25 protein-coding genes are annotated in these 26,301 nt (G+C 70.5%); 16 read left to right on the top strand and 9 right to left on the bottom strand.

What is annotated here, in order from left to right; all coding sequences use genetic code 11:
* The gene (locus ABZ928_RS47610; protein ID WP_361534496.1) at positions 1 to 1,023 is read right to left on the bottom strand and encodes an Lrp/AsnC family transcriptional regulator; all 1,023 of its coding nucleotides are present in this window, start codon (positions 1,021 to 1,023) and stop codon (positions 1 to 3) included.
* Positions 1,024 to 1,137: 114 nt separating this feature from the next.
* Between ABZ928_RS47610 and ABZ928_RS47615 the strand changes: the two genes are divergently transcribed.
* Both ABZ928_RS47615 and ABZ928_RS47620 read left to right on the top strand, forming a co-directional pair.
* Entirely contained in the window at positions 1,138 to 2,574 is a 1,437-nt protein-coding gene (locus ABZ928_RS47615; protein ID WP_361534499.1) for an MFS transporter, read from the top strand.
* A 115-nt stretch (positions 2,575 to 2,689) separates the two neighbouring features.
* Positions 2,690 to 3,922 carry a M20 family metallopeptidase gene (locus ABZ928_RS47620; protein ID WP_361534502.1) on the top strand — a complete coding sequence of 411 codons (1,233 nt, stop codon included), beginning with the start codon at positions 2,690 to 2,692 and terminating at the stop codon, positions 3,920 to 3,922.
* A 42-nt stretch (positions 3,923 to 3,964) separates the two neighbouring features.
* Here the strand turns inward: ABZ928_RS47620 and ABZ928_RS47625 are convergent, their stop codons facing one another.
* The 3 genes from ABZ928_RS47625 to ABZ928_RS47635 are packed head-to-tail and all read right to left on the bottom strand — an operon-like array spanning position 3,965 to position 7,297.
* Complete coding sequence (locus tag ABZ928_RS47625; protein WP_361534505.1) at positions 3,965 to 5,128, bottom strand: hypothetical protein; 1,164 nt, start codon at positions 5,126 to 5,128, stop codon at positions 3,965 to 3,967.
* Positions 5,061 to 6,554: a glycosyltransferase gene (locus tag ABZ928_RS47630; protein ID WP_361534508.1), complete on the bottom strand. Its 1,494-nt coding sequence runs from the start codon at positions 6,552 to 6,554 to the stop codon at positions 5,061 to 5,063. The genes ABZ928_RS47625 and ABZ928_RS47630 overlap by 68 nt, the downstream gene beginning before the upstream one ends.
* A gap of 2 nt (positions 6,555 to 6,556) precedes the next feature.
* Positions 6,557 to 7,297, bottom strand: a complete 741-nt coding sequence (locus tag ABZ928_RS47635) for a peptidoglycan recognition protein (RefSeq protein WP_361534511.1) — start codon at positions 7,295 to 7,297, stop codon at positions 6,557 to 6,559.
* A gap of 289 nt (positions 7,298 to 7,586) precedes the next feature.
* On the opposite strand from ABZ928_RS47635, the gene ABZ928_RS47640 reads away from it, so the two are divergent.
* Positions 7,587 to 8,771 carry a MarP family serine protease gene (locus tag ABZ928_RS47640; protein WP_361534514.1) on the top strand — a complete coding sequence of 395 codons (1,185 nt, stop codon included), beginning with the start codon at positions 7,587 to 7,589 and terminating at the stop codon, positions 8,769 to 8,771.
* A gap of 12 nt (positions 8,772 to 8,783) precedes the next feature.
* Here the strand turns inward: ABZ928_RS47640 and ABZ928_RS47645 are convergent, their stop codons facing one another.
* Positions 8,784 to 9,569 (bottom strand): SDR family NAD(P)-dependent oxidoreductase, encoded by a 786-nt coding sequence (locus ABZ928_RS47645; protein WP_361534517.1) that lies wholly within the window; start codon positions 9,567 to 9,569, stop codon positions 8,784 to 8,786.
* Between the two features lie 83 nt (positions 9,570 to 9,652).
* Here ABZ928_RS47645 and ABZ928_RS47650 point away from each other — a divergent pair, with 83 nt between their 5' ends.
* Both ABZ928_RS47650 and ABZ928_RS47655 read left to right on the top strand, forming a co-directional pair.
* Positions 9,653 to 10,297 (top strand): TetR family transcriptional regulator, encoded by a 645-nt coding sequence (locus ABZ928_RS47650; protein ID WP_361534520.1) that lies wholly within the window; start codon positions 9,653 to 9,655, stop codon positions 10,295 to 10,297.
* A gap of 59 nt (positions 10,298 to 10,356) precedes the next feature.
* On the top strand, positions 10,357 to 11,001 hold the full coding sequence (locus tag ABZ928_RS47655; RefSeq protein ID WP_361534523.1) for a Pr6Pr family membrane protein: 645 nt from the start codon (positions 10,357 to 10,359) through the stop codon (positions 10,999 to 11,001).
* On the opposite strand, the gene ABZ928_RS47660 is transcribed toward ABZ928_RS47655, so the two are convergent.
* Positions 10,982 to 11,470: a GNAT family N-acetyltransferase gene (locus ABZ928_RS47660; RefSeq protein WP_361534526.1), complete on the bottom strand. Its 489-nt coding sequence runs from the start codon at positions 11,468 to 11,470 to the stop codon at positions 10,982 to 10,984. The genes ABZ928_RS47655 and ABZ928_RS47660 overlap by 20 nt on opposite strands.
* Positions 11,471 to 11,526: 56 nt before the next feature.
* Between ABZ928_RS47660 and ABZ928_RS47665 the strand changes: the two genes are divergently transcribed.
* Together ABZ928_RS47665 and ABZ928_RS47670 are read left to right on the top strand one after the other, a co-directional pair.
* Positions 11,527 to 12,423, top strand: coding sequence for a TIGR01777 family oxidoreductase (locus ABZ928_RS47665; protein WP_361534529.1), 897 nt, complete (start codon positions 11,527 to 11,529; stop codon positions 12,421 to 12,423).
* Positions 12,424 to 12,572: 149 nt separating this feature from the next.
* Positions 12,573 to 13,916, top strand: a complete 1,344-nt coding sequence (locus tag ABZ928_RS47670) for an NAD(P)/FAD-dependent oxidoreductase (protein WP_361534533.1) — start codon at positions 12,573 to 12,575, stop codon at positions 13,914 to 13,916.
* Positions 13,917 to 14,009: 93 nt separating this feature from the next.
* Here the strand turns inward: ABZ928_RS47670 and ABZ928_RS47675 are convergent, their stop codons facing one another.
* Positions 14,010 to 15,443 carry a regulator gene (locus ABZ928_RS47675; protein WP_361534536.1) on the bottom strand — a complete coding sequence of 478 codons (1,434 nt, stop codon included), beginning with the start codon at positions 15,441 to 15,443 and terminating at the stop codon, positions 14,010 to 14,012.
* Between the two features lie 129 nt (positions 15,444 to 15,572).
* On the opposite strand from ABZ928_RS47675, the gene lipB reads away from it, so the two are divergent.
* The 4 genes from lipB to ABZ928_RS47695 all read left to right on the top strand — a co-directional run bounded on the left by lipB (position 15,573) and on the right by ABZ928_RS47695 (position 18,749).
* Positions 15,573 to 16,457, top strand: coding sequence for a lipoyl(octanoyl) transferase LipB (gene lipB / locus ABZ928_RS47680; protein WP_361534539.1), 885 nt, complete (start codon positions 15,573 to 15,575; stop codon positions 16,455 to 16,457).
* A gap of 106 nt (positions 16,458 to 16,563) precedes the next feature.
* Positions 16,564 to 17,529: a lipoyl synthase gene (lipA, locus tag ABZ928_RS47685; RefSeq protein ID WP_361534542.1), complete on the top strand. Its 966-nt coding sequence runs from the start codon at positions 16,564 to 16,566 to the stop codon at positions 17,527 to 17,529.
* A 257-nt stretch (positions 17,530 to 17,786) separates the two neighbouring features.
* On the top strand, positions 17,787 to 17,987 hold the full coding sequence (locus tag ABZ928_RS47690; protein ID WP_361534545.1) for a hypothetical protein: 201 nt from the start codon (positions 17,787 to 17,789) through the stop codon (positions 17,985 to 17,987).
* 60 nt (positions 17,988 to 18,047) lie between these two features.
* Positions 18,048 to 18,749, top strand: a complete 702-nt coding sequence (locus ABZ928_RS47695) for a DUF4191 domain-containing protein (RefSeq protein WP_361534548.1) — start codon at positions 18,048 to 18,050, stop codon at positions 18,747 to 18,749.
* Between the two features lie 81 nt (positions 18,750 to 18,830).
* On the opposite strand, the gene ABZ928_RS47700 is transcribed toward ABZ928_RS47695, so the two are convergent.
* Entirely contained in the window at positions 18,831 to 19,298 is a 468-nt protein-coding gene (locus ABZ928_RS47700; protein WP_361534551.1) for an RDD family protein, read from the bottom strand.
* Between the two features lie 199 nt (positions 19,299 to 19,497).
* Here ABZ928_RS47700 and glnA point away from each other — a divergent pair, with 199 nt between their 5' ends.
* The 5 genes from glnA to ABZ928_RS47725 all read left to right on the top strand — a co-directional run bounded on the left by glnA (position 19,498) and on the right by ABZ928_RS47725 (position 25,831).
* The gene (gene glnA, locus ABZ928_RS47705; protein ID WP_361534554.1) at positions 19,498 to 20,907 is read left to right on the top strand and encodes a type I glutamate--ammonia ligase; all 1,410 of its coding nucleotides are present in this window, start codon (positions 19,498 to 19,500) and stop codon (positions 20,905 to 20,907) included.
* 129 nt (positions 20,908 to 21,036) lie between these two features.
* The gene (locus ABZ928_RS47710) at positions 21,037 to 21,306 is read left to right on the top strand and encodes a hypothetical protein (RefSeq protein ID WP_361534557.1); all 270 of its coding nucleotides are present in this window, start codon (positions 21,037 to 21,039) and stop codon (positions 21,304 to 21,306) included.
* Positions 21,307 to 21,449: 143 nt separating this feature from the next.
* Positions 21,450 to 24,209, top strand: a complete 2,760-nt coding sequence (locus tag ABZ928_RS47715; RefSeq protein ID WP_361534560.1) for a substrate-binding domain-containing protein — start codon at positions 21,450 to 21,452, stop codon at positions 24,207 to 24,209.
* A 112-nt stretch (positions 24,210 to 24,321) separates the two neighbouring features.
* Positions 24,322 to 25,239: a zinc metalloprotease HtpX gene (gene htpX / locus ABZ928_RS47720; RefSeq protein WP_361534563.1), complete on the top strand. Its 918-nt coding sequence runs from the start codon at positions 24,322 to 24,324 to the stop codon at positions 25,237 to 25,239.
* A 7-nt stretch (positions 25,240 to 25,246) separates the two neighbouring features.
* Positions 25,247 to 25,831 carry a hypothetical protein gene (locus tag ABZ928_RS47725; protein ID WP_361534566.1) on the top strand — a complete coding sequence of 195 codons (585 nt, stop codon included), beginning with the start codon at positions 25,247 to 25,249 and terminating at the stop codon, positions 25,829 to 25,831.
* Positions 25,832 to 25,871: 40 nt separating this feature from the next.
* Here ABZ928_RS47725 and ABZ928_RS47730 read toward each other — a convergent pair whose 3' ends face one another.
* Positions 25,872 to 26,162 carry a hypothetical protein gene (locus ABZ928_RS47730; protein ID WP_361534569.1) on the bottom strand — a complete coding sequence of 97 codons (291 nt, stop codon included), beginning with the start codon at positions 26,160 to 26,162 and terminating at the stop codon, positions 25,872 to 25,874.
* Positions 26,163 to 26,301 lie beyond the last annotated feature (139 nt).

The following is a 26,301-nucleotide window of genomic DNA, read 5'->3' on the forward strand; positions in this document are numbered from 1 at the left end:
TCAGAGCGCTGAGTACTCGTCCCGGACCGCCCGGCCCCGCTCGTCCAGCGGCTGGCCCATCCGTTTCACCGTCCGCAGTCCCGTCAGCCAGCGGACCGTCCGTACCCCCGGGAAGCGGGACGCGAGCAGGGCGGCGAAGCGGTGGCCGTCGGCGAGGGACGGGAGCCAGAGGCTGATGAGGAGGTCGGCCTCGCCCACGCAGGAGGCGACGAGGCGGGTCTCGGGGAGGGCGGTCAGGGCGCGGGCCGTCTCCTCCAGCTGCTCCGCCGGGACGCGGAGGGCCAGCGTGGTCGGGACCGGCCAGCCCGCCGCCTCCCAGGCGATGTCGCAGCGGACGGCGACGCGGCCGGAGTCCAGCATGCGGCGCAGGCGCCGGCGGACCGTCGGTTCGCTCACGCCGGTCGTCTCCGCGAGAGCCGCGTAGGAGGCGCGGCCGTCGGCGAACATCGCGTCCACGATCCGCTGGTCGGCCTGGTCGAGGACGGTGCGGTACGGCTCGGTGGAGGCGGGTTCCTGGTGGGCGGTCAGGTGGCGGATCTGGGCCGGACTCAGTGCCCGTAGGCGCCACTTGCTGCCCTCCTTGTAGAGCTTGGTCACCCAGCAGGTGCTCGATGTCAGGAGGCCCTCCAGCTCCGTGAACGGGCCGAGCATGTAGTCCGCGAAGGCGTGCCGGTCGCGTTCCACGATCGTCAGGAACAGGTCGCCGTCGCCCGACACCAGTTCCACCGAGATCACCTGCGGGTGGGTGGCCAGTTCCCGGGCCAGCGGGAGCAGTCGGCTCGGCCGTGCCGTCGCCGTGACCAGGGCGTTCACGGGGTCGCCGGCCGAGCCCTGGTAGTCCGGGCGGTACGCCGTCACCCAGGCCAGGCCCTCGCCGCTGAGCCGGGCCCAGTGCTTGGCCGCCGTCGCCGGGCTGATGCCCAGGACCTGGCCGAGCACGCTCCAGGGGGCGCGGGGGCTGACCTGGAGGGCGTGGAGGAGCTGGAGCTCGGTCTCGGAGACAGTGACGGTGACGGATTCCATCCGCCCGAAAGTAACAGGTGACGGTTTCCGGCCAGATCTCCGGCCGCTTCGGCGCCATGGCGCACCGTGATGCGCAATTCCGTCCCCCCTCCTCCTGCCTGTGGAGCCCGCCGTATGAGCGCATCGCCCGCCGCCGCCCCGGCCAGAACCGACTCCCCTCCCCCCGTCCGCATCGGCGCCGTCGTCGGCTTCCTCGCCTTCGTCGAGCTGACCAGCGGCATCTTCCAGGGCTTCCTGCCGCCGCTGCTGCCCGCGATCGCCGAGCTGCACGGCGTGAGCGCCGGTGACATCGGACTCGTCACCAGCCTTCAGCTGCTGGCCGCCGCCGTGTGCGTGCCGGTGCTGACCAAGCTCGGGGACATGTTCGGGCACCGGCTGATGCTGCGCATCGCGCTCGGCATGACGGTCGTCGGCGCGGCCCTCGTCGCGTTCGCGCCGTCGTACGAACTGCTGCTGCTCGGGCGGGTGTTGAGCGGGCCGCAGTCGGCGTGGCTGCCGCTCAACATCGCCATCACCCGGGACAGGGCCGAGGGCGAGTCCGGGCGGCGGGCGATCGGGCTGCTGGTGGGGTGCCTGACAGGTGGGGTGACGCTCGGGTCGCTGATGTCCGGGTTCGCCGAGGATCTGTTGGGTGGGGTGCGTCCGGCTCTGTGTCTGCTGGTCGTGCTGGCCGCGTTGTCGCTGGTCGCCGCGTTCTTTCTGGTGCCGGAGACGTCCGCGCGGATACGGCAGCGGCAGGGGCAGCGGATCGACGGGGTCGGGTTCGCGGGGCTGGCTGTGGCGCTGCTGCTGCTTCAGTACGGGTTGTCGCAGACCTCCAAGCAGGGGTGGGGGTCGGGGACGGTTCTCGGGTGCCTCTGTGCGGGGCTTGTGGTGCTCGTCGCGTGGGGGTGGTGGGAGCTGCGGACGCCGGAACCGGCGGTGGACCTGCGGGTGATCGGGCATCGGTCGATGTGGCCGGTGCAGGTCGCGGCGATGCTGTTCGCCATCGCGCTGTTCGGGTCGCAGTCGCCCAACTCGACGTTCCTGGCGACGGATTCGGATGTCGCGGGGTATGGCTTCGGGCTCGACACCATGGCCATCGCGCTGACCGGGCTGGCCAGTCAGGTCGCCTCCGTCGTCGCGTCCTCGCTTCACTCGCGGGTCGCCGCGCGGATCGGGCTGCACCGGACGATCGCCGTCGGGGCGTTTCTGCTGGCCGCCGGGTACGGGTTGTTGTGCGTGCTGTACGGCAGCCGTACGTCGTTCGCCGTCACCGTGACTCTTGTCGGGCTCGGGGTGGGGCTGATGTCCGGGGGGTTTCCGTCGCTGGTGGCCGAGCGGGCGCCGAAGGGGCAGACGGGGATCGCGGCGGGCATCTACAACACGGTACGGACCCTTGCAGGGGGCATTGCAGGGGGGTTGTTCGTCGTGGTGCTCAGCAATGTGCTGCTGGCCGGGTCCGAATTGCCGTCCGTGAACGCGTACCGGTTGGTCTGGCTGACCTGCGCGGTGTCGGGGCTGTTGGCGGCTGCGCTGATTTTGTTCGCTCGGCGTCGTACGGACGACTAAGGGGGGGCCGCGATCGGTTCGTTGTCGGCTGCGGGGCCGAGGTGGCTGGTCGCGCAGTTCCCCGCGCCCCTAAAAGACTAAAAGCACCTACGTACCGGTATTTGAGGAGTCGCCCATGTTGTCCTTCCGTGAAGCCGCTGAAGTCATCGCGTCCGAACTCACCTCCCTGCGCCACGCGTTGCATCGTGAACCCGAGTTGGGGCTCGAACTGCCCCTGACCCAGGCCCGGGTGCTCGATGCCCTCGGCGGGCTGCCGTTGGAGATCAGCACCGGCAAGGGGCTGTCGTCCGTCACCGCCGTGCTGCGGGGCGGGCGGCCCGGACCGGCCGTGCTGCTGCGCGGCGATATGGACGCACTGCCTCTTCAGGAACTCGCGGACGTGCCGTACAAGTCGGTGATCGACGGGCGAATGCACGCCTGTGGGCACGACCAGCACGTGGCGATTCTCGTCGGCGCGGCGAAGCTGCTGTGTGCTCGGCGGAGCGAGTTGCCGGGGACCGTGGTCTTCATGTTCCAGCCCGGGGAGGAGGGGTTCGACGGGGCCGGGAAGATGATCGAGGAGGGGTTGTTGGAGGTGGCCGGGGCTCCCCTGGTCGGTGCCTACTCCGTGCACGTGTCGTCGTACGGCTCCGAACTCGGCACCTTTCACGGGCGGGTCGGCACGCAGACCGCCGGGAACGCCGAGTTGAAGGTGACCGTGCGGGGGCGGGGCGGGCACGGGTCGACGCCGCAGGCCGCCGCCGATCCGGTGCCGGTGGCCGCCGAGATGGTGCTGGCGTTGCAGAACCTGGTGACGCGGACGACGTCGGTCTTCGATCCGGTGGTGCTGACGGTCGGGCTCTTCCAGGCGGGCACCAAGCTCAACATCATTCCGGGGACGGCCCACTTCGAGGCAACGGTCCGGTCCACCTCGCCTCAGGCCATGGCGGACTTCCTGCCGCGCGCCGTACGGCTCGTGGAGGGGATCGCCGAGGGGTGGGGCATGGCCGCCGACGTGAGCGCCGAGGAGGGGTACCCGGCGATGATCGCCGCGGAGGAGGCCGTCAGTCTCGGTCAGGAGGTCGTCAATGACCTGTACGGGGAAGGCAGTTGGTACACGGCCGAGCATCCCATCATGGCCTCGGAGGACTTCTCCCGCCTCACCGCCGTCGCCCCCGGCGTCCAACTCGGCCTCTCCGCCTGCCCGCCGGACGCCGACGCGGCCAACGCGCCCTTCAACCACTCCCCTTACGCCGTGTTCGACGACGGGGCGCTGCCGGCGGGGGCGGCGGTGCTGGCGGAGATGGCGTGGCGGAGGGTGACGGCGGGCTCGGCGGGCTCAGCGGGCTCAGCGGGCTCAGCGGGCTGACCCGCACTGGTCGGAAAGGCCGTGTCGTACCGCTCCCGACGGTCACAAGACCGTCTCGTACCACTGCTGGAATGCCGTCACCTCCGGCGGGAACGCCAAGTTGAGGGCGATCTGGGCCAGAGCCGCCGCGGCCAGCAGGGTCTTCGCCCAGGGGCGGGTCGCGCGGGCGGGGGACGAGGTGACGGCGACGCTCAGCAGGAGGAGGAAGGAGACGCTGCGCGCGCCGGGGAGGCCGAGCCAGACGCTGACCAGGGGGGCCAGGGGCGGGATCAGCCACAGCAGGAACATCGCGGCGCCTCGCGTGCACGCCAGGACGCCCAACGCCAGGAACAGGGGGCTGTGCCAGAGGAGCCGCAGGACGAAGTCGGCCGCGTCCGTGAACGCGGGTCCGGCACTCTGCGGGAACAGGGACCGCCACCAGGCGATGTCGAACCACCCGACCGCGCTGCCGGTCAGCCGCCACACGATGTACGTCCAGCCGAGAGCCACGGCCACCACCGGGAAGGCCAGCACCGCGAGGGTCGCCGGCAGGGCGGAGAACGGCTCCTGATGGCGGCGGCCGATCGCGGCGAGGGGGGCCACCAGCAGGAGCATGCCGGCGTAGACCAACGCGAGGGGGGAGAAGTAGAACGCCACCGCGAGGTAGAGGCCCGCCTGGAAGCCGCCCTCCGTCTGGCCGTACGCCGCGAAGCGCACGTTCCCGTCCATCGCGAGGACCAGGAAGAGCAGCGCGAACATGCTGCTCGGGTCCTGGGTGCCGACGTACCAGAGCGGGAGGCTGGTCAGGAAGGCGAGGTAGAGCAGGGCCGCCAGCCAGGGCTTGATGCGGTGCACCAGGAGGCGGGCGAGGACCGCCAGGGACAGGCTGCCCGCGCCGAGCGCGCCGATCGCCGCGAAGACCGGGCGCCGCCACTCGACGGGGAAGGCGGCGAGGGTCGCGGTGATCCCGGCGGGGTAGGCGTAGTGCGTCCCCGCGAGATGGTCGGCCCAGCCGTCGCGGACTTCCCCGGCGTTCCGGGTGAGCACCTCCATCTCGCCGCTCAGATAGCCGCGTTGCGCGCAGTAGGCGGAGAGGGCGGCGAAGGGCAGGGCGAAGAGCAGGCGAAGTGCCCAGCGGGCCTTGGCACTTGACGGCCACTCACCCTCCGCCCACCCCCACCGCACGGCCGGCCGGGTCGTCGTGGTGAGCGGCGGTGCTGAGGCCATGGACGGTCTTCTCCCAGTAGTGCGGTTTCACGAGGAGTTGCCACAGCGCCTTGTAGGCGGCGACCGCGTGCAGCAGCCAGTAGGCGGGGTTGAGGAGGGCCCACAGGACCAGGCCGTACCGCTTGCGGCGGAACGCGCCCATCATCCCGACGTAGATCATCGCCGCGTTGCCGGTGACCAGACAGGTCAGGCTGATCACCAGCAGCCAGCTCGGCATCACCTGGCCGAGGGTGTCGGACGGGACGAAGAAGGACGCCACGAACACCAGCAGGAGCAGCGGCTGGAGCAAGAAGCCCGCCGGGGTGCCGCCGATGAGGAGCACGAAGGAGGCCGCCTGACGCGCGCCGATGGTCCTCAACAGGCGTACGGGGGAACGGAGATGGACCAGCAGGGTCTGCAAGTAGCCCTTGATCCAGCGTGATCGCTGGCGGATCCAGTTGCCGTAGGCGTTGTTGGCTTCCTCGTACGTCGTCGAGTTGACGACCGTCACCCGCCAGCCCTCCGCCGCCGCGCGTACGCCGAGATCCGCGTCCTCGGTGACGTTGAAGGGGTCCCAGCCGCCGAGCCTGCGCAGCGCCTCCGTGCGGAAGTGGTTGGAGGTGCCGCCGAGCGGGATGGGCAGGCGCAGGTCGTCGAGGCCGGGAAGCATGTAGTCGAACCAGAAGGAGTACTCCAGGGTGAACATGCGGGTCAGGGCGTTGTCGCCGGAGTTCCAGTAGTTGAGCGCCGCCTGCACGCAGACCGTCTCGTCGTCGGCCTTGGCGAAGGCGAGGTGGGCCTTCTTGAGCTGGTCGGGGTCGGGGCGGTCCTCGGCGTCGTAGATGACGAGGTAGTCGCCGCGGGCGCAGAGCAGTCCGACGTTGCAGGCCTTGGGTTTGGTCTTGGGCTGTGCCTCGGGGACCACGAGCAGCTTCATCCACTCCGGAGGGTTCGCGGCGCGGGCCGCCGCCACCGTCTCCGTGTCGTCCTCCTCCAGGAGTACGAGGACTTCGAGGCGGTCGCGCGGCCAGTCGAGGCGGCCGAGGTTGCCGAGGAGGTCGCCGACGATGTTCGCCTCGCGGTAGACGGGGACGAGGACGGTGTAGCCGGGGAGGCCGGTGTCGTCCAGTGCCGCCACCTCGGCGTCCGTCACCACCTCGTACCGCTCCTTCCTCGCGCCCCGCATGCACACCACGAACTTGAAGCCGACGCTCAGCAGGAACACGACGTTGACGACGGCGAAGGTCCAGCTGAGCGCGGTGCGCCAGTCGAGGAGGAAGGCGAGGAGCAGGGCGGTGGAGAGGAGCGCGGCGGCGGTCTTCTGGGGGCCCGTGAAGACCGTGTGCGCCGACTTGTCGGGGTCGGCGCGCTCCAGGCCGTACACCGCGAGATCGGTGAACTCGGCGCGGTGGGCGGCGAGGAGGGCTTCGGGGTCGGGGCCGCGCATGGCTAGGGCCTGCCCTGGAGGCGGGCCGCGGTCTGTCTGATCTCCGGGAGGCGGGCTCTGAGGGCGGCGCCGGGGCAGCTGGTCATGTAGCCCTCGTCGTGGCCCGCGATGGTGGGGAGGGTGGCGGTGGTGCCGGCGGCGTAGCGGCTGAGGCCGTTGCTCGACGTCAGGGTCGCGCTGCCGCGCGGGTCCACGTCCGTGAGGCCCAGTTTCCAGGCCGCCAGGGCCGCGATCGCGTCCGTCATCGCCTGCGGGACCTCGACGCCCGCCGTGAAGGTGCCGAGGGCCGCGATGCCGGCCGTGCGGTGGTTGAAGCCCTGGGTGTGGGCGCCGGTGACGGGGCGGTCGACGCCGCCCGCGCGGCCCTCGTAAATGGTGCCGCAGCGGTCGACGAGGAAGTTGTAGCCGATGTCGTCCCAGTCGCGGACGCCGGTCTGGCCCGCGGCGAGGTAGCGGATGATGCGGGGCGCGTCCGCGCAGGCGTAGGTGTTGGGCGAGTCCGTGTGGTGGATGAAGACGGCCACGACCTTGTCGTCGTAGCGGGCGGGGGGCGGGGTGAGGGCGGTGGTGTTGGCCTCTCCCGTGCCGTTCGCCCAGGCCGACCTCGGCACGATGTGCGGCCTCGCCGCGTGGTGCAGGGCGGCGGGGCGGGCCGCGAGGGGCCGCGCGGCGTGGGCCTCGGCGTGGCGCTGGACGCCGTACGCGCAGAGCACGAGGACGACGACGGCCGCGAGGCCGGGCATGCAGGCGAGCGGCAGCAGGGCGCGGGGCGGTATTCGTACTGGTCGCCGCCGGCCTCGTACCCCCCGTGCTCTTCGGACACGCATGGTCCCACTCTCAGCCGGATCCGCGCCGTCCGCGATGTGTGCTGTGCCACCCGGTGGAACCATCGTCCTGGTCCGGGGCGTTTCTCCGGATGCACGTACAACGTGCGCACGTACGCGTGGCCGGTTCCGGGCGCCACGCGCGCGTGCCTGCTGATCACTGGGCCCGTCCCCTGCGTAATAAGGGGTCCGAGAGAAAGGCGGCTCCGTGGACCTGCTCGACATCCTGCTGGCGCTGGTGATCCTGGCCTACGCGGCATCCGGCTACCGGCGCGGCCTCGTGGCCGGCTGTGTCTCGCTCGCCGGGTTCGTGGGCGGCGCGGTCATCGGCGTGTGGGTGCTGCCCTGGATGATGGATCTGACGACTCCGGGCAGTACGTCGGCGACGGTGACCGCGGTGCTGACGGTGCTGGTCCCGGCCGTGGTCGGGCACGAACTGGCGGGGCGGCTGGCGCTGCGGCTGCGGCGGGAGCTGGAGCAGGGGCCGCTCAGGGTCGCCGACGGCGTCGGCGGGGCCGCGGCCAACTCGATCGCCGTGCTGATCGTGGCGTGGGTGGCGGCGAGCGTGCTCGGCGCGTCCTCCTCGGCGGCGCTCACCACGGCCATCCAGGACTCGCGGCTCCTCGGGGCCGTCCAGGACGCCATGCCGGACACCACCCCGACCTGGTTCTCGCGGGCCACCTCCGCGCTCACCGAGGCGGGTTTCCCGCAGGTCTTCAACCCCTTCGAGAACGAGTCGACGGCCCGGGTCGCCAAGCCCACCGGCGACAGCGTCACCGCGAGCGCCACGAACGCGGCCAAGCGCAGCACCGTGAAGATCGAGGGCGTCGCCGGCACCCAGGGCCGCGAGGGCAGCGGGTTCGTCTACTCCCGCGAGCACGTCATGACCAACGCCCATGTGGTGGCCGGCATCGACGAGCCGACCGTGCGGATCGGCGGGGTCGGACGGTCGTACGAGGCGCGGGTCGTGTTCTTCGATCCGGACAAGGACGTGGCGGTGCTCTACGTGCCCGGTCTGGAGGCGCCGGTGCTGCGGTTCGACGACGCCGCCTCGCGCGGTGACTCCGCGGTGGTCGCGGGCTACCCGCAGGACGGCGACCTCGACCTCCAGGCGGCCACGGTCGCCCAGCGGGTGCGGGCGACCGGCCAGAACATCTACAACGACGACACCGTCACCCGCGAGATCTACTCGATCCGGTCCACCGTCCGGCCGGGCAACTCCGGCGGTCCGCTGCTGACGACGGACGGCAAGGTGTACGGCGTCGTCTTCGCCCGGTCCACCTCCGACGACGAGACGGGGTACGTCCTCACGGCCGACGAGGTGTCCTCCGACGCCGAGCGCGCGGCGGACGCGACGGCGCCGGTGGACACGGGCGACCTGGTGACGTCGTAGCCCTTCACGACGTCAGTAGTGCGTGCCGCCGTCGATGCGGACCTCGGTGCCGGTGATGAACTTCCCGTCCTCGCTCGCCAGCATCGCGACGACACCCGCGACCGTCTCCGGGCCCGCGAAGCCCTGGCCCAGAGCCGGGGCGAGCTTGGTGTACAGGTCCCAGTCGGTGTCCTCGGGCAGACCCGGTCCGACGCTGGACTTCGAGGCGCCCGAGCCGTCGGTCATGCCGGAGGAGATGGAGCCGGGCTGGACGGCGGTGAAGCGGATGCCCTGCTTGCTGTACTCGCTCGCCAGGGCGTGGGTCATGGACTGGATGCCGCCCTTGCTGGCCGCGTAGGCGGCCATGTACGGGTGCGCGAACTGGGCCGAGGTCGAGCTGAAGTTGACGACGGCCGGGCTGTCGCCCTCCCGCAGTGCCGGTATCGCCTCGCGGATCATCAGGAAGGTTCCGGTCAGGTTGACCGCGATGATCCGGTTGAAGTCGGCGAGGCTCTGCTCGTGGGTGTGGGCGGAGCGCAGGATGCCGGCGGCGTTGACGAGCACGTCGAGCCCGCCGAGCGCCTCGACGGCACGGGCCACCGCGTCGCGTACGGAGTCCTCGTCGGCGATGTCGACGACGACCGTGGTCAGCCGTGCCGCGTAGGCGCCCGCCTTCTCGACGGTGTCCTTCAGGCCGGCCTCGCTGACGTCGGCGGCGACGACGGTGCCGCCCTCCGCGAGCAGCCGCAGGACGGTGGCCTGGCCGATGCCGGAGCCGCCGCCGGTGATGAGGGCACGTCGGTTGTCATAACGGTTCATGACGTTCACGTTACGCCTGGATGGCACGTTTTGCCACCTAGGCGAAGTGCGCCATTGTCAGCGCTCCGTCGTACGCTTCCCCGGTGAGTACCAAGCAGGTGAGCACCAAGCCCCTCTCACTGACCGAGCGCCGCAAGGCGGCGACCCAGCTCGACATCGCGCGCGCCGCCGCCGAGCTCTTCACCGAGCACGGCCCGGACGGCACCACCGCCGAGGACATCGCCGAGCGGTCCGGGGTCGCGCTGCGCACCTTCTACCGGTACTTCCGCAACAAACAGGACGCCGTCGGCCCGCTGCTGGCCCGGGGCGCGGACCACTGGCGGGAGCTGCTGGCGGCGAGCGAACCGGGGACGGGGCTGCCGCGCGCGCTGGAGCGGGCGGTGGAGGAGTCGCTGTCCGCGTCCGACGCGCACACGGCGGAGGGGTTGCGGCAGACGCGGGCGCTGCTGCGGGCGGCCGTGGCCGATCCGGCGCTGCGGGCCGTCTGGTACCGGGTGAACCAGGAGTCCGAGGAGAAGCTGATCCCGGTCGTGGCGGGGCTCGCGGGCCCGGACGCCGACCCCCTGGAGATACGGCTCGCGGCCGCGGCGGCGACGGACGCGATCCGGGTGGCGCTGGAGGCCTGGGCGACGACGGACGCGGACGTGACGGGCCCGGGGTCGCCCGCGGAGCTGGCGGTGCGGTGTCTGCGGGAACTGGTGGGCGGGATGCGGCTGCTGACGGACTGACCTGGCCCTCGTACGGACCAATGCCCGGCGCGCACCCCACCGGGGCCGTCCCCTGACCCATGACCCGCGCTCTCCCCGCCCTCCGGCTCGCCTTCGGCCTCCTCCTCGGCGTCGCGCTCGGCTTCGCCGGGTATCACGCCTCGACGTCCGCGACCGGGGTGCCGAACTTCTTCAGCTACTTCACCAACCTCAGCAACATGGCCGCGTGCGTGGTGCTCCTCGTCGGCACCAGGACGCGCGTGCCGGACCCCGTGCGGGGCGCCGTGGTGCTGTACATGGCGATCACCGGGCTGGTGTACGGGCTCGTGCTCACCAAGTTCCACGACTCACTGATGATCCCGTGGGTCAACCACGTGGTGCACCAGCTGATGCCCCTCGTCGTGGTCGCCGACTGGCTCGCCGACCCGCCGCGCCGCCGGCTGCGGTACGGGCAGGCGGCGTACTGGCTGGTGTTCCCGCTCGCCTATCTGACGTACAGCCTGATCCGGGGCGCGGTGCTCGACTGGTACCCGTACCCCTTCCTCGACCCGGACCACGACGGCGGCGGTTACGAACGCGTCGCCGTGGCCTGTCTGCTGATCACCGCGTTGTTCGTCGGGGTGGGCGCGCTGATCGTCAAGGTGGGCAATGTTCTCGTCGACCGGCTCGGCAGCGGACCGCGGACGGCCGCCGAAGCCGACCGGGTCAGAGACCTCGCCCCATGAGGACGTCGTCCACATAGGCGCCGTCGAGCAGGAACTCCTCCGGCAGCACCCCTTCGACGACGAAGCCCTCGGACTCATAGAGCTTGCGGGCCGGGGTGTTGTGGCCGAGGACGCGCAGGGTCAGACGTCTGGCTCCCCGGCGGCGGGCCTCGTCCGTGACCGCGCGGATCAGCGCCCGGCCGACGCCCCGGCCACGGGCATCCTCGGCGACGGCGAGGCCCTGGATCTGGCGGACGTGGGCGTTCGAGGCGAGCGGGGTGGGGAAGGTCAGGCGGACGTAGCCGACGATGCGGCGGTCGAGTTCGGCGACCAGATGGTCGTCGGGGCTGTGGCGCTCGTCGAAGAACGGCCCGTAGGGCGGCTGCGGTTCGGGCATCACCGCGTGCAACGGCGACCACGTGGCGCGGTCGAGACGCCCCAGTTCCTCGTCGTCGTCGGGCAGGGCGCGGCGTATGTACGGCTCTGACATGACCGTCACCTTACGGCGGCAGGGCATTCGCGCGCCCACGGCACAGAATGGGAACCATGCAGCGTTCACGGATCGCGGTGGCCGGCGCGTCCGGTCTCATCGGTGGTGCCCTCGCGCGGTCCCTGGCCGCCGACGGGCACGAGGTGGTGCGTCTGGTGCGCCGGGCGCCGAAGGGCGAGGACGAGGTCCGCTGGGAGCCCGAGGGCGGGCGGGTGGACGCGGCCGGGTTCGCCGGCTGCGACGCCGTGGTGAACCTCGCGGGCGCGGGCGTCGGCGACCGGCGCTGGACGGAGCACTACAAGACCCGTATCCGGTGCAGCCGCGTCCTCGGCACCACCGCGCTCGCCGAGGCGATCGCCGCGCTCGACAAGCCGCCGAGGGTCTTCGTCAACGGCAGTGCGATGGGCTTCTACGGCGAGACCGGCGACCGGGTCGTCGACGAGAGCGCGCCCGCCGGGGACGGCTTCCTGCCGTCGCTGTGCGTGGAGTGGGAGGGGGCGGCGGCTCCGGCCCAGGAGGCGGGCGTACGGACGGTGTTCACCCGGACCGGGCTGGTGGTGTCGCGGAAGGGCGGGGCGTGGGGGCGGCTGTTCCCGCTGTTCAAGGCGGGGCTCGGGGGGCGGCTGGGCGACGGGCGGCAGTACTGGTCGTTCATCTCGCTGCACGACGAGGTGGCCGCGATCCGGCATCTCATGGACACCGAGGGGCTGTCCGGACCGTTCAACCTCACCGCCCCGAACCCGGTCACCAACCGGGAGATCACGGCGGCGATGGGGCGCGTGCTGCACCGCCCGACGCTGTTCCCGGTCCCCGCGCCGGTGCTGCGGGCGGTGCTCGGCGAGATGGCCGGGGACGTTCTGGGCAGCCAACGGGTGGTGCCGAAGCGGCTGTTGGAGTCGGGGTTCACTTTCGCGTTCCCGGAGATCGAGGGAGCCGTCCGAGCCGCCGTATGACGGTATGCGACCGTCGTGCGACCGTGCCCTGTTCATGCGCGACTGTTCTTGACCGATCACGGACTTAACCTCGTGCCGAACTCGGGTATCCCCGGAGCCAGTTGGGGGCATGACGTCTCCACCGGCCGCGCAACCTCGAGGAGGGGCACGTGCTTGAGCCCGCGTACCAGGCGGACGTCGTGATCGTGGGAGCCGGGGTCGCCGGGCTCTCCGCGGCGCATCGGCTGACCAGCGCAGGAGTGACGACCTCGGTGCTGGAGGCCGCCCATGGGGTGGGCGGCCGGATGGCGACGGAGAAGGTCGACGGTTTCCGGCTCGACCGGATCGGACAGTTGCTGTCCACGGCGTACCCGGAGCTACGCCTCACACCAGGGCTCGACGGACTGGTCCTGCGTCCGTTCGCGCCGGGTGTCCTGCTGCACAGCGACGGCCGCCGGCACCGGGCGGGCGCCCCGGCGGGCGCCGGGGGCGCGAGGGGCGCACTTCACGCGGTGCGCGCCCTGGCGAGCGCCCCCCGCCCGGCACCCCCTTCCGGAACCGCCCCCCTGGGCACCGCCGTGGACCAGGCCCGCCTCGCCGCCGCACTCACCCGAATCGCGAACACCCCGATCGAACGGCTCCTGTCCCGCCGGGAATCCCCCGCCGCCCAGGCCCTCGCCACGCGCGGCCTCCCGTCCCGCACGATCGACGGCTTCCTGCGCCCCCTGCTCGCGGCACTGTTGTGCGACCCCGAGCTGACCACGTCCAGCCGCTGCGCCGACCTGGCCCTGCGCGCCTTCGCGGCCGGCCGCCTGTGCGTACCGGAGGGCGGCGCCGAGGTCCTCCCGGAGCTCCTGGCCCGCTCACTGCCCACGGGGACGGTGCACACAGGCGTCCGGGTCACGTCAGTCTCGACAAGCTCGGTCACCACGGCGGAACACGGTGAGTTCCGCTGCCGGGCGGTCCTGCTGGCAACGGACGCCCGCGCCGCCGCCGACCTCCTCCCGGGCCTGCGCGTACCGGACTTCCACCAGGTCACGGTCGTCCACCACACCACGGACGACCCCCCGGAGACCGGCGGGTCCCTCCTCCTGGACGCCGACAGGGGCGGCCCGGTGGCCCACACGACCGTGGCCAGCCAGGTCGACCCGACCCGCGCCCCCGCAGGCAGGGCACTCATCAGCTCCACGGTCCTGGGCCCGCCCCCGCCGGACATCGAGGCGGCGGTACGCACGCACCTGTCCCGCCTCTACGGCACCTCGACGACCCGCTGGGAAACCCTGGCGGTCCACCACACCCCAGAGGCAGTACCGGCCATGCGCGCCCCCCATGACCTGCGCCGCCCGGTACGCCTGCTGGCGGGCCTGTACGTGTGCGGCGACCACAGGGACACGAGCACGGTGCAAGGGGCGCTGCATTCGGGCCACAGGGCATCGACGGCGATCCTGACGGATCTAGGGGCGGCGGGATCCATGCACAAGTCGGACCCGCTCCCCACAGCACAGGCCGCCTGAAACGCGCCCCAAAGGGGCGCGGGGAACTGCGCGACCAGCCACAACGGAGTCGCGCAGTCCCCCACACGGTCGGAGTTACGGCGAGCGGGATCCTCACCCCAGCGCAGCCACCTTGTCCCGATACCCCTTCACCGGCGCCGCGTCCTTGTACGGCTCCAACCGCTTCTCGAAGTCCCGCACATACTCGATCGCCCGCACCGACCGCATCTCCGCAGCCGCCCCCGCCGCCTCCGCCCCCAACGCACAGGCCTGATCAAGCTCCCCGAGCCCCAGCCGGGCAGAAGCCAGCACCACCCGGCAGAAGAGCCGGCTGCGGGCATAAGCGGGCGCCCTCAGTTGCAGCGACCGCTCAGCGTGCTGCACCGCCACCCGGAACTGCTGAAGATCCCGATGCGCGTGCGCGAGCTCATCCGCGAGCTGCGCCTCGTCGAAGAACCGCGCCCAGTAGGGCACTTCGTCCCCGGGCCGAGCCGCCTCAAGGGCCCGCTCGGCCCGCACCAGCGCCCCCGTGCAGGCCCGCACCTCCCCCAACACCCCATGCCCGCGCGCCTCGACGGCATGGAGCAGCGCCTGCACGACCGGCGGAGCATTCGTCCCGACTCCCTGCTGGGCCACGCGCGCGAGCTGCACCGCCTCCCGCCCGTGCCCGAGGTAGACGGCCTGCCGGCTCATGGTGATCAGCACATAGGACCCGTACGCCCGGTCCCCCGCCGCCTGCGCGAGCCGCAGCGACTGCACGAAGTACCGCTGTGCGAGTCCGTGCGCCGCGATGTCGTACGAGGTCCAGCCGGCGAGCCGGGTGAGGTCCGCGGCGGCAGCGAAGAGCCGGCGCCCGGTCTGCTCCCCGTACGTGCCGCGCAGCATCGGCTCGCACTCGTGCTCCAGGTATCGGACGAGGGCCTGCCGGGCGTGGCCGCCGCCGTACATGTTGTCGAGGGAGCGGAAGAGTTCGCCGACCGAGCGGAGCGCGGCGATGTCGCCGCCGGTGACCTTCTGGCCGGGCCCGCGTTCGGCGCCGCGCTGCCGGGGTACGGCGGGGCGGCCCTGCACCGGCACCCGGGCCACGGGCTCCCCGCGGGCCACCTTGTCGTCGGCGCGTCCGATGAGCCAGTCGCGGCTGGGGACGACAAGGCCGGCCGGGGTGAAGGCGATCTTGCGGAGTTCGGCGTGGCTGCCGGAGTCCTTGCGCCACAGTCCGCTGACGATGTCGACGGCCTCCTCGGGGGTGGCCGCGAACTCCAGGCCCGCGTACACGGGCGCGCAGGCGTCGAGTCCGAGGTCCTGCGCGGACAGGCGGCGGCCGAGGCGGCGGGTGAAGACCTCGGCGATGAGGGCGGGGGTCGTCCCGCGCGGCTGCTGGCCGCGGAGCCACCGGGTCACGGATGTCTTGTCGTATCTCAGATCAAGCCCGTGTTCGAGACCGAGCTGGTCCACTCGACGGGCGAGCCCCGCGTTGGAGAACCCCGCTTCTGCGATGAGCGCGGCGAGCTGGCGGTTGGGAGTGCGCTGCGCGGGTCGTTCCGTCATCTGGGGTGGTGTCTCCTGCCCGGATTGCCTGTGAGCAGCCCTTATGGCCTCTATAGGACGGCGCGAATGTAGCGGAGAGTGAGCAGACGATCGCACACTTCGACGCTCGTTCATCCGATCGTGTGAGGATTGGCCGCACGGCTGACGCGTGACGGCGAGTCGTACAGTGGCGTAGGCACAGTTCGTGCCTTACGACTCTCCAGGGAGGCGCTTGCCGTGAGCGAGCTGCGGTTCGTCCGGATGGGATTCGGCGCGGAGGCCGTCGAGTACCAGGAGGCGTGGGACGAGCAGCGCCGCGTGCACGCGGCGCGGTTCGCGGACGAGGTCCCCGACACCGTCCTGCTGCTCGAACACCCTCCCGTGTACACGGCGGGCCGGCGCACGGCGGACAGCGAACGCCCCCTCGACGGCACGCCGGTCATCGACGTGGACCGCGGCGGCAAGATCACCTGGCACGGACCCGGCCAGCTGGTGGGGTACCCCATCCAGAAGCTCCCGCGTCCGGTGGACGTCGTGGCGCATGTACGACGCCTCGAGGAAGCGCTGATCCGCACGTGCGCGGAGTTCGGCGTGGAGACCAGCCGGGTCGAGGGGCGCAGCGGGGTGTGGGTGCTCGGCGATCCCGTCGAGCAGCGCCCCGCCATCGGCGGGCTGTCGCTGGACTTCGACCCCCGGCTGCACGACGAGGAGTTCGACCCCCGGATGAACGGGCCCGAGTACGCGCCGTCCAACGCGGGGCAGCGGCGTGAGGACCGGAAGATCGCGGCGATCGGGATCCGGGTGGCGAAGGGGGTCACGATGCATGGATTCGCGCTGAACGTGAACCCCGACAACCGGTGGTTCGACCGGATCATTCCGTGCGGGATCCGGGACGCGGGGGTTGCTTCGCTGGCGGGTGAGCTCGGGCGGGACGTGACGATCGCGGAGGTGCTGCCGGTGGTGGAGCGGCACCTGAAGGACGTCCTCGAGAACGCCGATCTGAAGCCGCGGGAGATCGAGAAGGCGACAGCCTGAGGCCGGGAATCAGCCCTGAAGCGCCGGGGTTGGCCTGACAGCAGGGCTTGGTAAGCACGGGCGTACCCTGGTGTACGCCGAAGAATCGAAGCTACAGGGAGCCGATGTGTCCGCAGTCACACCCGACGGACGCAAGATGCTGCGCCTGGAGGTCCGGAACGCCCAGACCCCCATCGAGCGCAAGCCCGAGTGGATCAAGACGCGGGCGAAAATGGGTCCCGAGTACACCGCGATGCAGAAACTCGTGAAGAGCGAGGGCCTGCACACGGTCTGCCAGGAAGCCGGCTGTCCCAACATCTACGAGTGCTGGGAGGACCGCGAGGCGACCTTCCTCATCGGTGGTGACCAGTGCACCCGGCGCTGCGACTTCTGCCAGATCGACACCGGCAAGCCCGAGGCGCTGGACCGTGACGAGCCGCGTCGCGTGGGTGAGTCCGTGGTGACCATGGACCTCAACTACGCCACCATCACCGGCGTCGCCCGTGACGACCTGGAGGACGGCGGGGCGTGGCTGTACGCCGAGACCGTGCGCCAGATCCACCAGCAGACCGCGGAGCGCGAGGGCGGCCACACCAAGGTCGAGCTGCTCGCCCCCGACTTCAACGCCGTACCGGAGCTGCTTCAGCAGGTCTTCGAGTCGCGGCCCGAGGTCTTCGCGCACAACGTCGAGACGGTGCCGCGGATCTTCAAGCGGATCCGCCCGGGCTTCCGTTACGAGCGCTCCCTGAAGGTCATCACCGAGGCCCGTGACTTCGGTCTGGTGACCAAGTCGAACCTGATCCTCGGCATGGGCGAGACCCGCGAGGAGATCAGCGAGGCGCTGAAGCAGCTGCACGACGCCGGCTGCGAGCTGGTGACCATCACGCAGTACCTGCGGCCGTCCGTCCGGCACCACCCCGTGGAGCGCTGGGTCAAGCCGCAGGAGTTCGTGGAGCTGAAGGAGGAGGCCGACCAGATCGGCTTCTCCGGTGTGATGTCGGGGCCGCTCGTCCGGTCCTCGTACCGCGCGGGCCGGCTGTACCAGATGGCCATCGAGAAGCGGGGTTCGTTCGTGGCGTCCCAGGCGGTGTGATGGCACGGAGTGCCACCCCGCTTGTGTGAATCCGAGCACAAGCAACTACCGCCCGGTAGCGGCCGATTGACGCGGTCCTGGGTGTCCTCGCAGCTGGGGGCACCATCAGGGCCGCGTCAGTGTTTTCGCGCTGAGTATCAAGGCTTCATTGGTGTTTGACCGGTCGGTCACGCCCTGGTAACACCAATCAGTGACCCTGGTTGTACAGCCCGTGCACCACTCACCAGAGCCGCTATCCCTGAGGGGGGACCTCCATCATGCAGGCCGCGCCCGTACGCGCCACCGCCATCCCGTCGTTCACCGATGCACTCCGTGCCGTCGAGTCGCTGCTCATGAGCAGCGGTCAGCGCACCGCCCGCCGCAACGCCTGGACCTCCGTCCTGGAGGACCGCCGCCGGGCCAAGGACCGGGTCGAGGCGCAGCGTGTCCTGGAGCAGACGCTCGTGGGCCGTTCCTGAAGGTTTTCCTCCGGGGCACTGCCGTCGTCGGCGCTCCGGCGGCCACGTAGACTTCGTGGCATGGCGAGAAGTGACAGTGCGGCCGATGCCGCTAACCCCGGGCGACTGAAGCAGATCGCCCTGACGTACAAGATGACCCGCAGGGCCGACAAGACGATCGGCCTCGTGCTCGCGGGTGTCTTCATCCTCATCCTCGGTGTCTTTCTCGCGATCGGCTTCCTGATCGGCCACCCGGTCTACCTGGGCATCCTGGGCCTGCTGCTCGCCTTCCTCGGGACGGCGATCGTGTTCGGACGCCGGGCCGAGCGGGCCGCGTTCGGGCAGATGGAGGGGCAGCCCGGCGCCGCCGCGGCCGTCCTCGACAACATCGGCCGGGGCTGGACGACGACCCCCGCGGTGGCGATGAACCGCAGCCAGGACGTGGTGCACCGGGCCGTCGGCAAGGCCGGTATCGTCCTCGTCGCCGAGGGCAACCCGAACCGGGTGAAGAGCCTGCTGGCCGCCGAGAAGAAGAAGATGAACCGGATCGTCGCCGATGTGCCGGTGCACGATCTGATCGTCGGCACGGGCGAGGGCCAGATCCCGCTGAAGAAGCTGCGGACCTCGATGCTCAAGCTGCCGCGCGTGCTGACCGGCCCCCAGGTGACCGCGACCAACGACCGGCTGCGGGCCATGGGCGACCTGATGAGCAACATGCCGCTCCCGAAGGGCCCGATGCCGAAGGGCATGAAGCTGCCGAAGGGCGGCCCGAAGGCGCGCTGATCGCGCTGATCGACCTCGTACGACGATGGGGGCGCCCGGAGTGATCCGGGCGCCCCCATCGTCGTACGAGCGATGTGGGTGTCAGATGCGGACCTCGACCGTGCGGGCCAGCTGGTCGTGGAGGCCGCGGCCGTCGCGGTCCCAGATCAGGGCCGGGATGGCGAGGAAGAGCAGGACCGTGCGGAGCAGAGCGCGGAGCGGGTTGACGGTGCCGGTGCCCAGGGTGACCACCCGCAGGCCGAAGAGGCGCTTGCCGGGGGTGAAGCCGAGGGTGCCGACCGTGAGGACCATCAGGGCGAAGAGGACGATCGGCGCCCAGACCTGGGCCGCCTCGTTGTAGCTGTCCGCGATCAGGCCGTATGCGATCAAGAGGCAGAGGCCCCAGTCCACCAGCAGCGCGCCGATCCGGCGGCCCGGACGGGCGATGGAGCCCGGCCCCTCCTCGGGCAGGCCGAGCTGCTCGCCCCGGTACCCGAAGTCGACACCGGCTTGTTCGGCGGCCTCACGGGGGCCCGAGAGCCACGATCCGATTGCTTCCCTCTTGTCCACCCGTCCACCGTACTGCGCCCGTTTCGCGATACGGACAGGTGGGGTCGGGTGCGGGATGTCCGGTTAACTTGTGCGAAACAAATGGGTCACGCCCGAGAAATCACCCGTCCCTACTGTCGGGGACAGCGTGTGCCACCGCACTGGCCGCACGAACGAACTACCACCCCGGGTCGGACGGGCCGGGAGTAGGAGGAGCTGGATGTTCCAGAACGCCGACGAGGCCAAGAAGTTCATCGCGGACGAGGACGTCAAGTTCGTCGACGTCCGCTTCTGCGACCTGCCGGGTGTGATGCAGCACTTCACGATCCCGGCCGAGGCCTTCGACCCGGCCGAGGAGCTCGCCTTCGACGGCTCCTCGATCCGCGGCTTCCAGGCCATCCACGAGTCCGACATGGCGCTCCGCGCCGACCTGTCCACCGCGCGCGTCGACCCCTTCCGCCGCGACAAGACGGTCAACATCAACTTCTTCATCCACGACCCGATCACGGGCGAGCAGTACTCCCGTGACCCGCGCAACGTGGCGAAGAAGGCCGAGGCCTACCTCGCCTCCACCGGTATCGCGGACACCGCGTACTTCGGTCCCGAGGCCGAGTTCTACGTCTTCGACTCGGTCCGCTTCGCGACCGGCCCGAACGAGAGCTTCTACCACATCGACTCCGAGGCCGGCGCCTGGAACACCGGTAAGGAAGAGGACAACCGCGGCTACAAGGTCCGCTACAAGGGCGGCTACTTCCCGGTCCCGCCGGTCGACCACTTCGCCGACCTGCGTGCCGAGATCTCCCTGGAGCTGGCCAAGTCCGGCCTCCAGGTCGAGCGCCAGCACCACGAGGTGGGCACCGCGGGCCAGGCCGAGATCAACTACAAGTTCAACACGCTGCTCGCCGCGGCCGACGACCTCCAGCTCTTCAAGTACATCGTGAAGAACGTGGCCTGGCGCAACGGCAAGACCGCGACCTTCATGCCGAAGCCGATCTTCGGTGACAACGGCTCGGGCATGCACGTCCACCAGTCGCTGTGGAGCAACGGCGACCCGCTGTTCTACGACGAGGCCGGCTACGCGGGTCTGTCGGACACCGCCCGCTACTACATCGGCGGCATCCTCAAGCACGCCCCGTCGCTGCTCGCCTTCACCAACCCGACGGTGAACTCGTACCACCGCCTGGTCCCCGGCTTCGAGGCGCCGATCAACCTCGTCTACTCGCAGCGCAACCGCTCCGCGGCCATGCGTATCCCGATCACGGGCTCCAACCCGAAGGCCAAGCGCGTCGAGTTCCGCGCGCCCGACTCCTCCGGCAACCCGTACCTCGCCTTCTCCGCCCTGCTGCTCGCGGGCCTCGACGGCATCAAGAACAAGATCGAGCCGGCCGAGCCGATCGACAAGGACCTCTACGAGCTGGCTCCCGAGGAGCACGCGAGCGTCGCCCAGGTCCCGACCTCCCTCCCGGCCGTCCTCGACTCCCTCGAGCGCGACCACGAGTTCCTGCTCGCCGGTGACGTCTTCACGTCCGACCTCATCGAGACGTGGATCGACTTCAAGCGCGCGAACGAGATCGCCCCGCTCCAGCTGCGTCCGCACCCGCACGAGTTCGAGCTCTACTTCGACGTGTGATCGGACCGCGGTCGGGTCCCCCGGCTGTACGGCTCTTCCGGCGCCCCTGTTCCTGGTTTCCCAGGGCGGGGGCGTCGTCGTATGGTTTCGTGAACAGACGTGCGAGTCAGACCATCGGGGGTTACGGGGATGTCCCAACAGGACGACGAGGACCGGGAGTTCGACATCCGGTGGGCTGACGGGGCGGAGCACAAGGAGCCGTCCGCCCGGGCCCGGATGCTCGCCGCGCGGTGGAAGGAGAACCCGCCCGAGCCACAGCCGTTCCGGGCGGAGCCGGAGGGTTCCGCCTTCGGCCGGCGGCGGGTGCGCTCCCCTTGGGCGTCGACGGCGATCGTGTTCGGGATCGTAGCCGCGGTCATCGTGTTGCTGGGGTACACGAACTTCCACGCGCCGTACTAGAAAGCGCTCTTGTCAATACCCGTGCCTGCCAGGGGCGTTGGGCTGCATGATGTTGTTGAGCCTCGTTGGGCGAGTCAGCGTCAGTGTCGGAGTCCGCGTCGAGATCGGTTGGTCAGGTGGCAGCAGCCCTTCCGCACAGAGCGATGATCTTCACGGCCCTCAGCGTCGAGTACGAGAAGGTCGAAGCGCACCTCCTCAACGCGGGTGCGACCCTTGTCGGCGCCGGCTACCCGGCCGTCTACGAGCTGAGGAACCAGAAGGCCACCTGGCACGTCCACCTCGCCAAGACCGGCGAGGGCAACACCGAGACCGGCCCCCTGGTGACCCGCCACCTCACCGACGTACAGCCCGATGTCGCGTTCTTCGTCGGCATCGCCGCGGGCCGCAAGGACGCCCGCCTCGGGGACGTCGTCGTCGCCCGGACCGTGTACGAGTACCAGCGGGGCAAGTACTCGCCGGAGGGCTTCCACGCCCGGCCCAGCAGCTGGAGGCCGCCGCGCGACATCCTCGCCGCGGCGGAGCGGGCGGCCCGCGGACTCGAACCGCTCATCACCTACGGGATCCACGTCAAGCCGATCGCCTCCGGGGACGTCGTGATCGACTCCCTGAGCGCCCCCGATCACGAGATCATCGCGCGGCACTACGAGGACACCGCGGCCATCGAGACGGAGGGCGTCGGCTTCGCCAGCGCCGCCGAGGGCCACGAGAGGCTCCGCTGGCTCATCGTCCGGGGCATCAGCGATCTGGCCGACGGGCGGAAGAAGGTCCTGGAGGCTGGGAACGCCCAGGCACAGGCCGCCCTCAACGCGGCGCAGGTGGCGGTCCGGACCCTCCTCGCGCTCGACATGTCGGCGGCCGCTCCCGGCACCACCCACCCCACGCTTGTCCTCGGCTCGTTCAAGAAGCCGACCAGAAAGCCCGGCAAGTCCAAGCCGCCCGCCGAGTCCCAGTCCCAGTCCCAGTCCCAGTCCAAGTCCAAGTCCCAGGCGAACAAGCCGCCCGGCCCGCCGTCCAGGGCGACACCGGACCGTCCCCCCTTTCTCCCGGGTAAGCACTCCCTGGCCGCCACCGTCCTCGGCCTGACGACCGCCGTCGCACTCGTCGCCGTCTCCCTCCAGTCGTGCGGGAACGACGGCTCGGACCAGAAGGACTCCAAGCCGCTGTCCGCCACGGCCGCGCTGGAGAAGTGCGGCGAGGCGAACGACACCCTCTTCATCGCCTCCTCCGTGGACAAGTCCGAGTCCCTGCGGCGCGCCGCCGCGGCCTACGGCAACCGCGCCAGTGGCGACCACTGCTTCCGGATCCAGGTCGACGACAAGAACTCGGGCGACGCGATGCGGGCACTGGCCCGGGGCTGGACCGAGGACGACGGAGAGCCGCCCGATGTCTGGGCCCCGGCCGGGTCCTCATGGCTCTCGCTGGCCCGTGCCAACGCGACGGCCAAGACCAAGAGTCTGTTTCCGCAGCAGGCCGACCCGATCGTGACGAGCCCGCTCACCGTCGCGATGCCCAAGCCCATGGCCGAGACCCTGGACTGGCCCGAGAACCAGTTCTCCTGGAAAGAGCTGGCCGAGTGGTCGACGAACGCCAAGGGCTTCTGGGGGGCCAAGAACCGCGGCAGACCCGAGTGGGGTGACTTCAAGCTCGGCAAGACCAACCCCGCCTACTCCACCTCCGGCCTCAACGCGACCATCGGCGCCTTCTACGCCGCGACCGGGACCAGCGGTGAGCTGACCAAGGCACGCCTCGACAACACCGACAACCGCGCTTTCGTCAAGCACATCGAGCAGTCCGCGGTGCACTACGGCGACACCACGCTCACGTTCCTGGCCAACCTCCGCCGGGCCGACAAGAACAGCAAGCAGAAGGCCATGTCGTACATCTCCGCCGTCACCCTGGAGGAGAGCTCCGTGGCGGCGTACAACGCCGGCTATCCCTGCGGTGCGCTCAGCGCGGAGGAGGACAAGGGCTGCAAGAAGACCAGCCCGCCGGACACGCCTCTGGTCTCCTTCTATCCGTCGGACGGGATCCTGTTCTCCGACCACCCCTACATCGAGCTGAACCTCAAGGAAGCGAAGCAGGACGTGGCGGAGGACTTCCTCGCCTATCTGCACGAGCCCACGACCTTCGCCGACAACTTCGCTCCTTACGGGTTCCGCACCCACGACGGCAAGATCACGAAGGACTCCCCGCTGCGGCGGGAGGAGAGCGGGGCCGTGCCGGAGACGGAACTCGATCCCTTGTCCACGCCCCAGGACGCCGTGCTGAAGCACCTCCTGGACATCTGGCCCTCGCTGCGCAGGCGGGCCAACGTGCTGCTGCTCATCGACACCTCGGGATCGATGAACGACAGGATTCCGGAGACCGGGAACACCAAACTGGAGCAGCTGAAACTCGCGGAGAACGAGCTGTTCAGTGAGTTCACCGGCTCGGACCGGGTCGGGTTGTGGAAGTTCTCGGACGCCGAGGACCTGGGCGGCGACACGGACTACAGGAAACTGGTGCAGCTCGGCCCCTTCGACAAGAAACGGCTGTCCGAGTCGTTCAGTGCCCTGGAGGCGGAGGGCGCGACCGGCCTCAACGACTCGCTCGACGCCGCCGTGACCTCGATGCGCGCGGACTACGACCCCACGGCCATCAACGCGATCGTCCTGCTCACCGACGGCCGCAACGAGGACCAGGGCAGTCTGACGGAGCAGCGGCTGCTCCAGCACATCGGCGACACCTCACAGCCCGAGGTCCGGGTCTTCACCATCGCCTACGGCAACAAGGCCGACGCGAACGACCAGAAGGGCCGTACCGCACTCCAGAAGATCGCCGACGCCGCCGGCGGGCAGATGTACGACGCCAGGAAGGCGGAGACGATCGAGCAGGTCATCACCAGTGTGATCTCCAACTTCTGATCCGCTGTGTACGCATTCCTTTGCTCTCCGTAGGGCTGATCCAGGTCAGCCCATGGCGGGGCCGGGTGCACACTGGGCAGTGGGGCGAGTGCCTGACTGCGGGGTGATGCAGATGCGGAGCCGTTTCCGGAGCGATCGGCGGCTGACCGTGCGGATGACGGTCACGCTCTTTCTGCTCGGACTGCTGTACGTGGCGTTCGTCGCCGCCCTGATCGTGCTGCTGAGGTCCTGGGTGCTCGTGGTGGTCGTGGCGGCCGGGATGCTCGGGGCGCAGTACTGGTTCTCCGACCGGGTCGCGCTGTTCGCGATGCGGGGCCGGGTCGTGGAGCGGGAGGAGTATCCGGAGCTGCACGGGGTCGTGGACCGGCTGTGCGCCATCGCGGACATGCGCAAGCCCGTCGTCGCCGTGTCCGAGATGGACATGCCGAACGCCTTCGCCACCGGGCGCAATCCCGATCACGCCGTCGTCTGTGTGACCACCGGGCTGCTGCGGCGGCTGGAGAAGGACGAGCTGGAGGGTGTGCTCGCGCACGAGCTGTCGCATGTGGCGCACAAGGACGTCGCGGTGATCACCGTCGCCTCGTTCCTCGGGGTGATCGCGGGGCTGATCGTGCGGTTCGCGTTCTACTCGCAGGTCTTCGGCGGGCGGAAGGACCAGAACACCGCGGTCGTCTTCGCCGCCGTGCTGGGTGTCTCCGCGGCCGTGTACGCGCTCAGCTTCCTGCTGATCCGGGCGCTGTCCCGGTACCGGGAGCTGGCCGCCGACCGGGCCGCGGCCCTGCTGACCGGGCGGCCCTCGGCGCTGGCGTCCGCGCTGACCAAGGTCTCCGGTGACATCGCCCGGATCCCGACCAAGGACCTGAGGACCGCGCAGGCCTTCAACGCCTTCTACTTCACTCCGGCGACGGGCAAGGAGCCCGGCATCGAGCGGTACTTCTCGACCCATCCGACGCTTGAGCAGCGGCTGGAGCAACTGGGCCGGATCTCCACCGAGTTGGGGGCACCCTTGGCCCCCGGGAAGGCGGACTGAGAGCGCCATGGGGCTGCTGGACATTCTGCTCGGGCGTACGAAGCCGGTCGCGCCCGATCTCGACCAGCTCTTCGGGCTGCCGTCGGCGGCCGTGACGCTGGAGGCCGCGGTGGGGTTCACGCCGACCGGCAGCGGAGCGGTGTGCTTCGCCACGGTCGAGGGCGCGGCATTCGAGCAGACGCACCGCGAGGTGCAGGCGCTGCTCGACGCGGACGCCGACCGGGAGGGTCCCCCGGTCCAGCTGCGGCGCGACGAGTACGGCTACTCCTGGCTGCTGTCCGAGCGCGCCCCCGACGAGCTGCCGCTGCTCGTCAATGATCTGCACGCGGTGAACGCCTCGATGGAGGTCAACGGCTTCGGCCCGCAGCTGCTGTGCTCGCTGGCGGGCTTCCGGGACGACGGGGGCCGTACGCTCGCGCTGGTCTATCTCTACAAGCGCGGCACGTGGTTCCCGTTCGCGCCGCTGCCCGAGGGCGGGCAGCGGCGTGACAACGCGCTGGAGCTGCGGGTCAAGGCGACCCTCGGGAACGATCTGCGGATCGAGCAGGACCTGAGCCGCTGGTTCCCGGTGTGGGGCGCCCCCGGTCTGTGACGACCGGGGGGCTTCCCGGAGGGGCTCTTCCCGGAGGGGCTCAGCTGCCCTTCTTCTCGCGCTCCTGACGGCGGGACTCGAAGGGCCGCTCGCGGCGGTAGCGGCGGTCCCACTTGGCCTGCTTGTCACGACGGTCGCGGTACGACCGGTAGTCGGCGGGCATGACACCGGAACCGGAACCCGAGCCGCCTCGCGAGGAGGGGGTCGAGGACGCGCCCCGCCCGTACTGCATGTACAGGAAGAGCACGGCGGCCGCGGCGAGCCAGTAGACGCTGTTTCCGAAACCTAGGATGACCAGGACCGCGGCCCCGGCCAGGACGATGGTGCCCATCACGGGCCTCCGTGTGCGTGGGTGGGTGAGCAGCAGAGTAGCCCCGAGGCCGCGGAGTGACGCCGGTCCTGCGGCAAGCGGTAGGGAGCAGCTCCGCAATGCTTGTCCAGCGTAGGGAGACGGTCACTCGGTGTGCATC

Origin of the sequence: Streptomyces sp. NPDC046909 (assembly GCF_040644695.1) — a bacterium.
Taxonomy (GTDB): domain Bacteria; phylum Actinomycetota; class Actinomycetes; order Streptomycetales; family Streptomycetaceae; genus Streptomyces.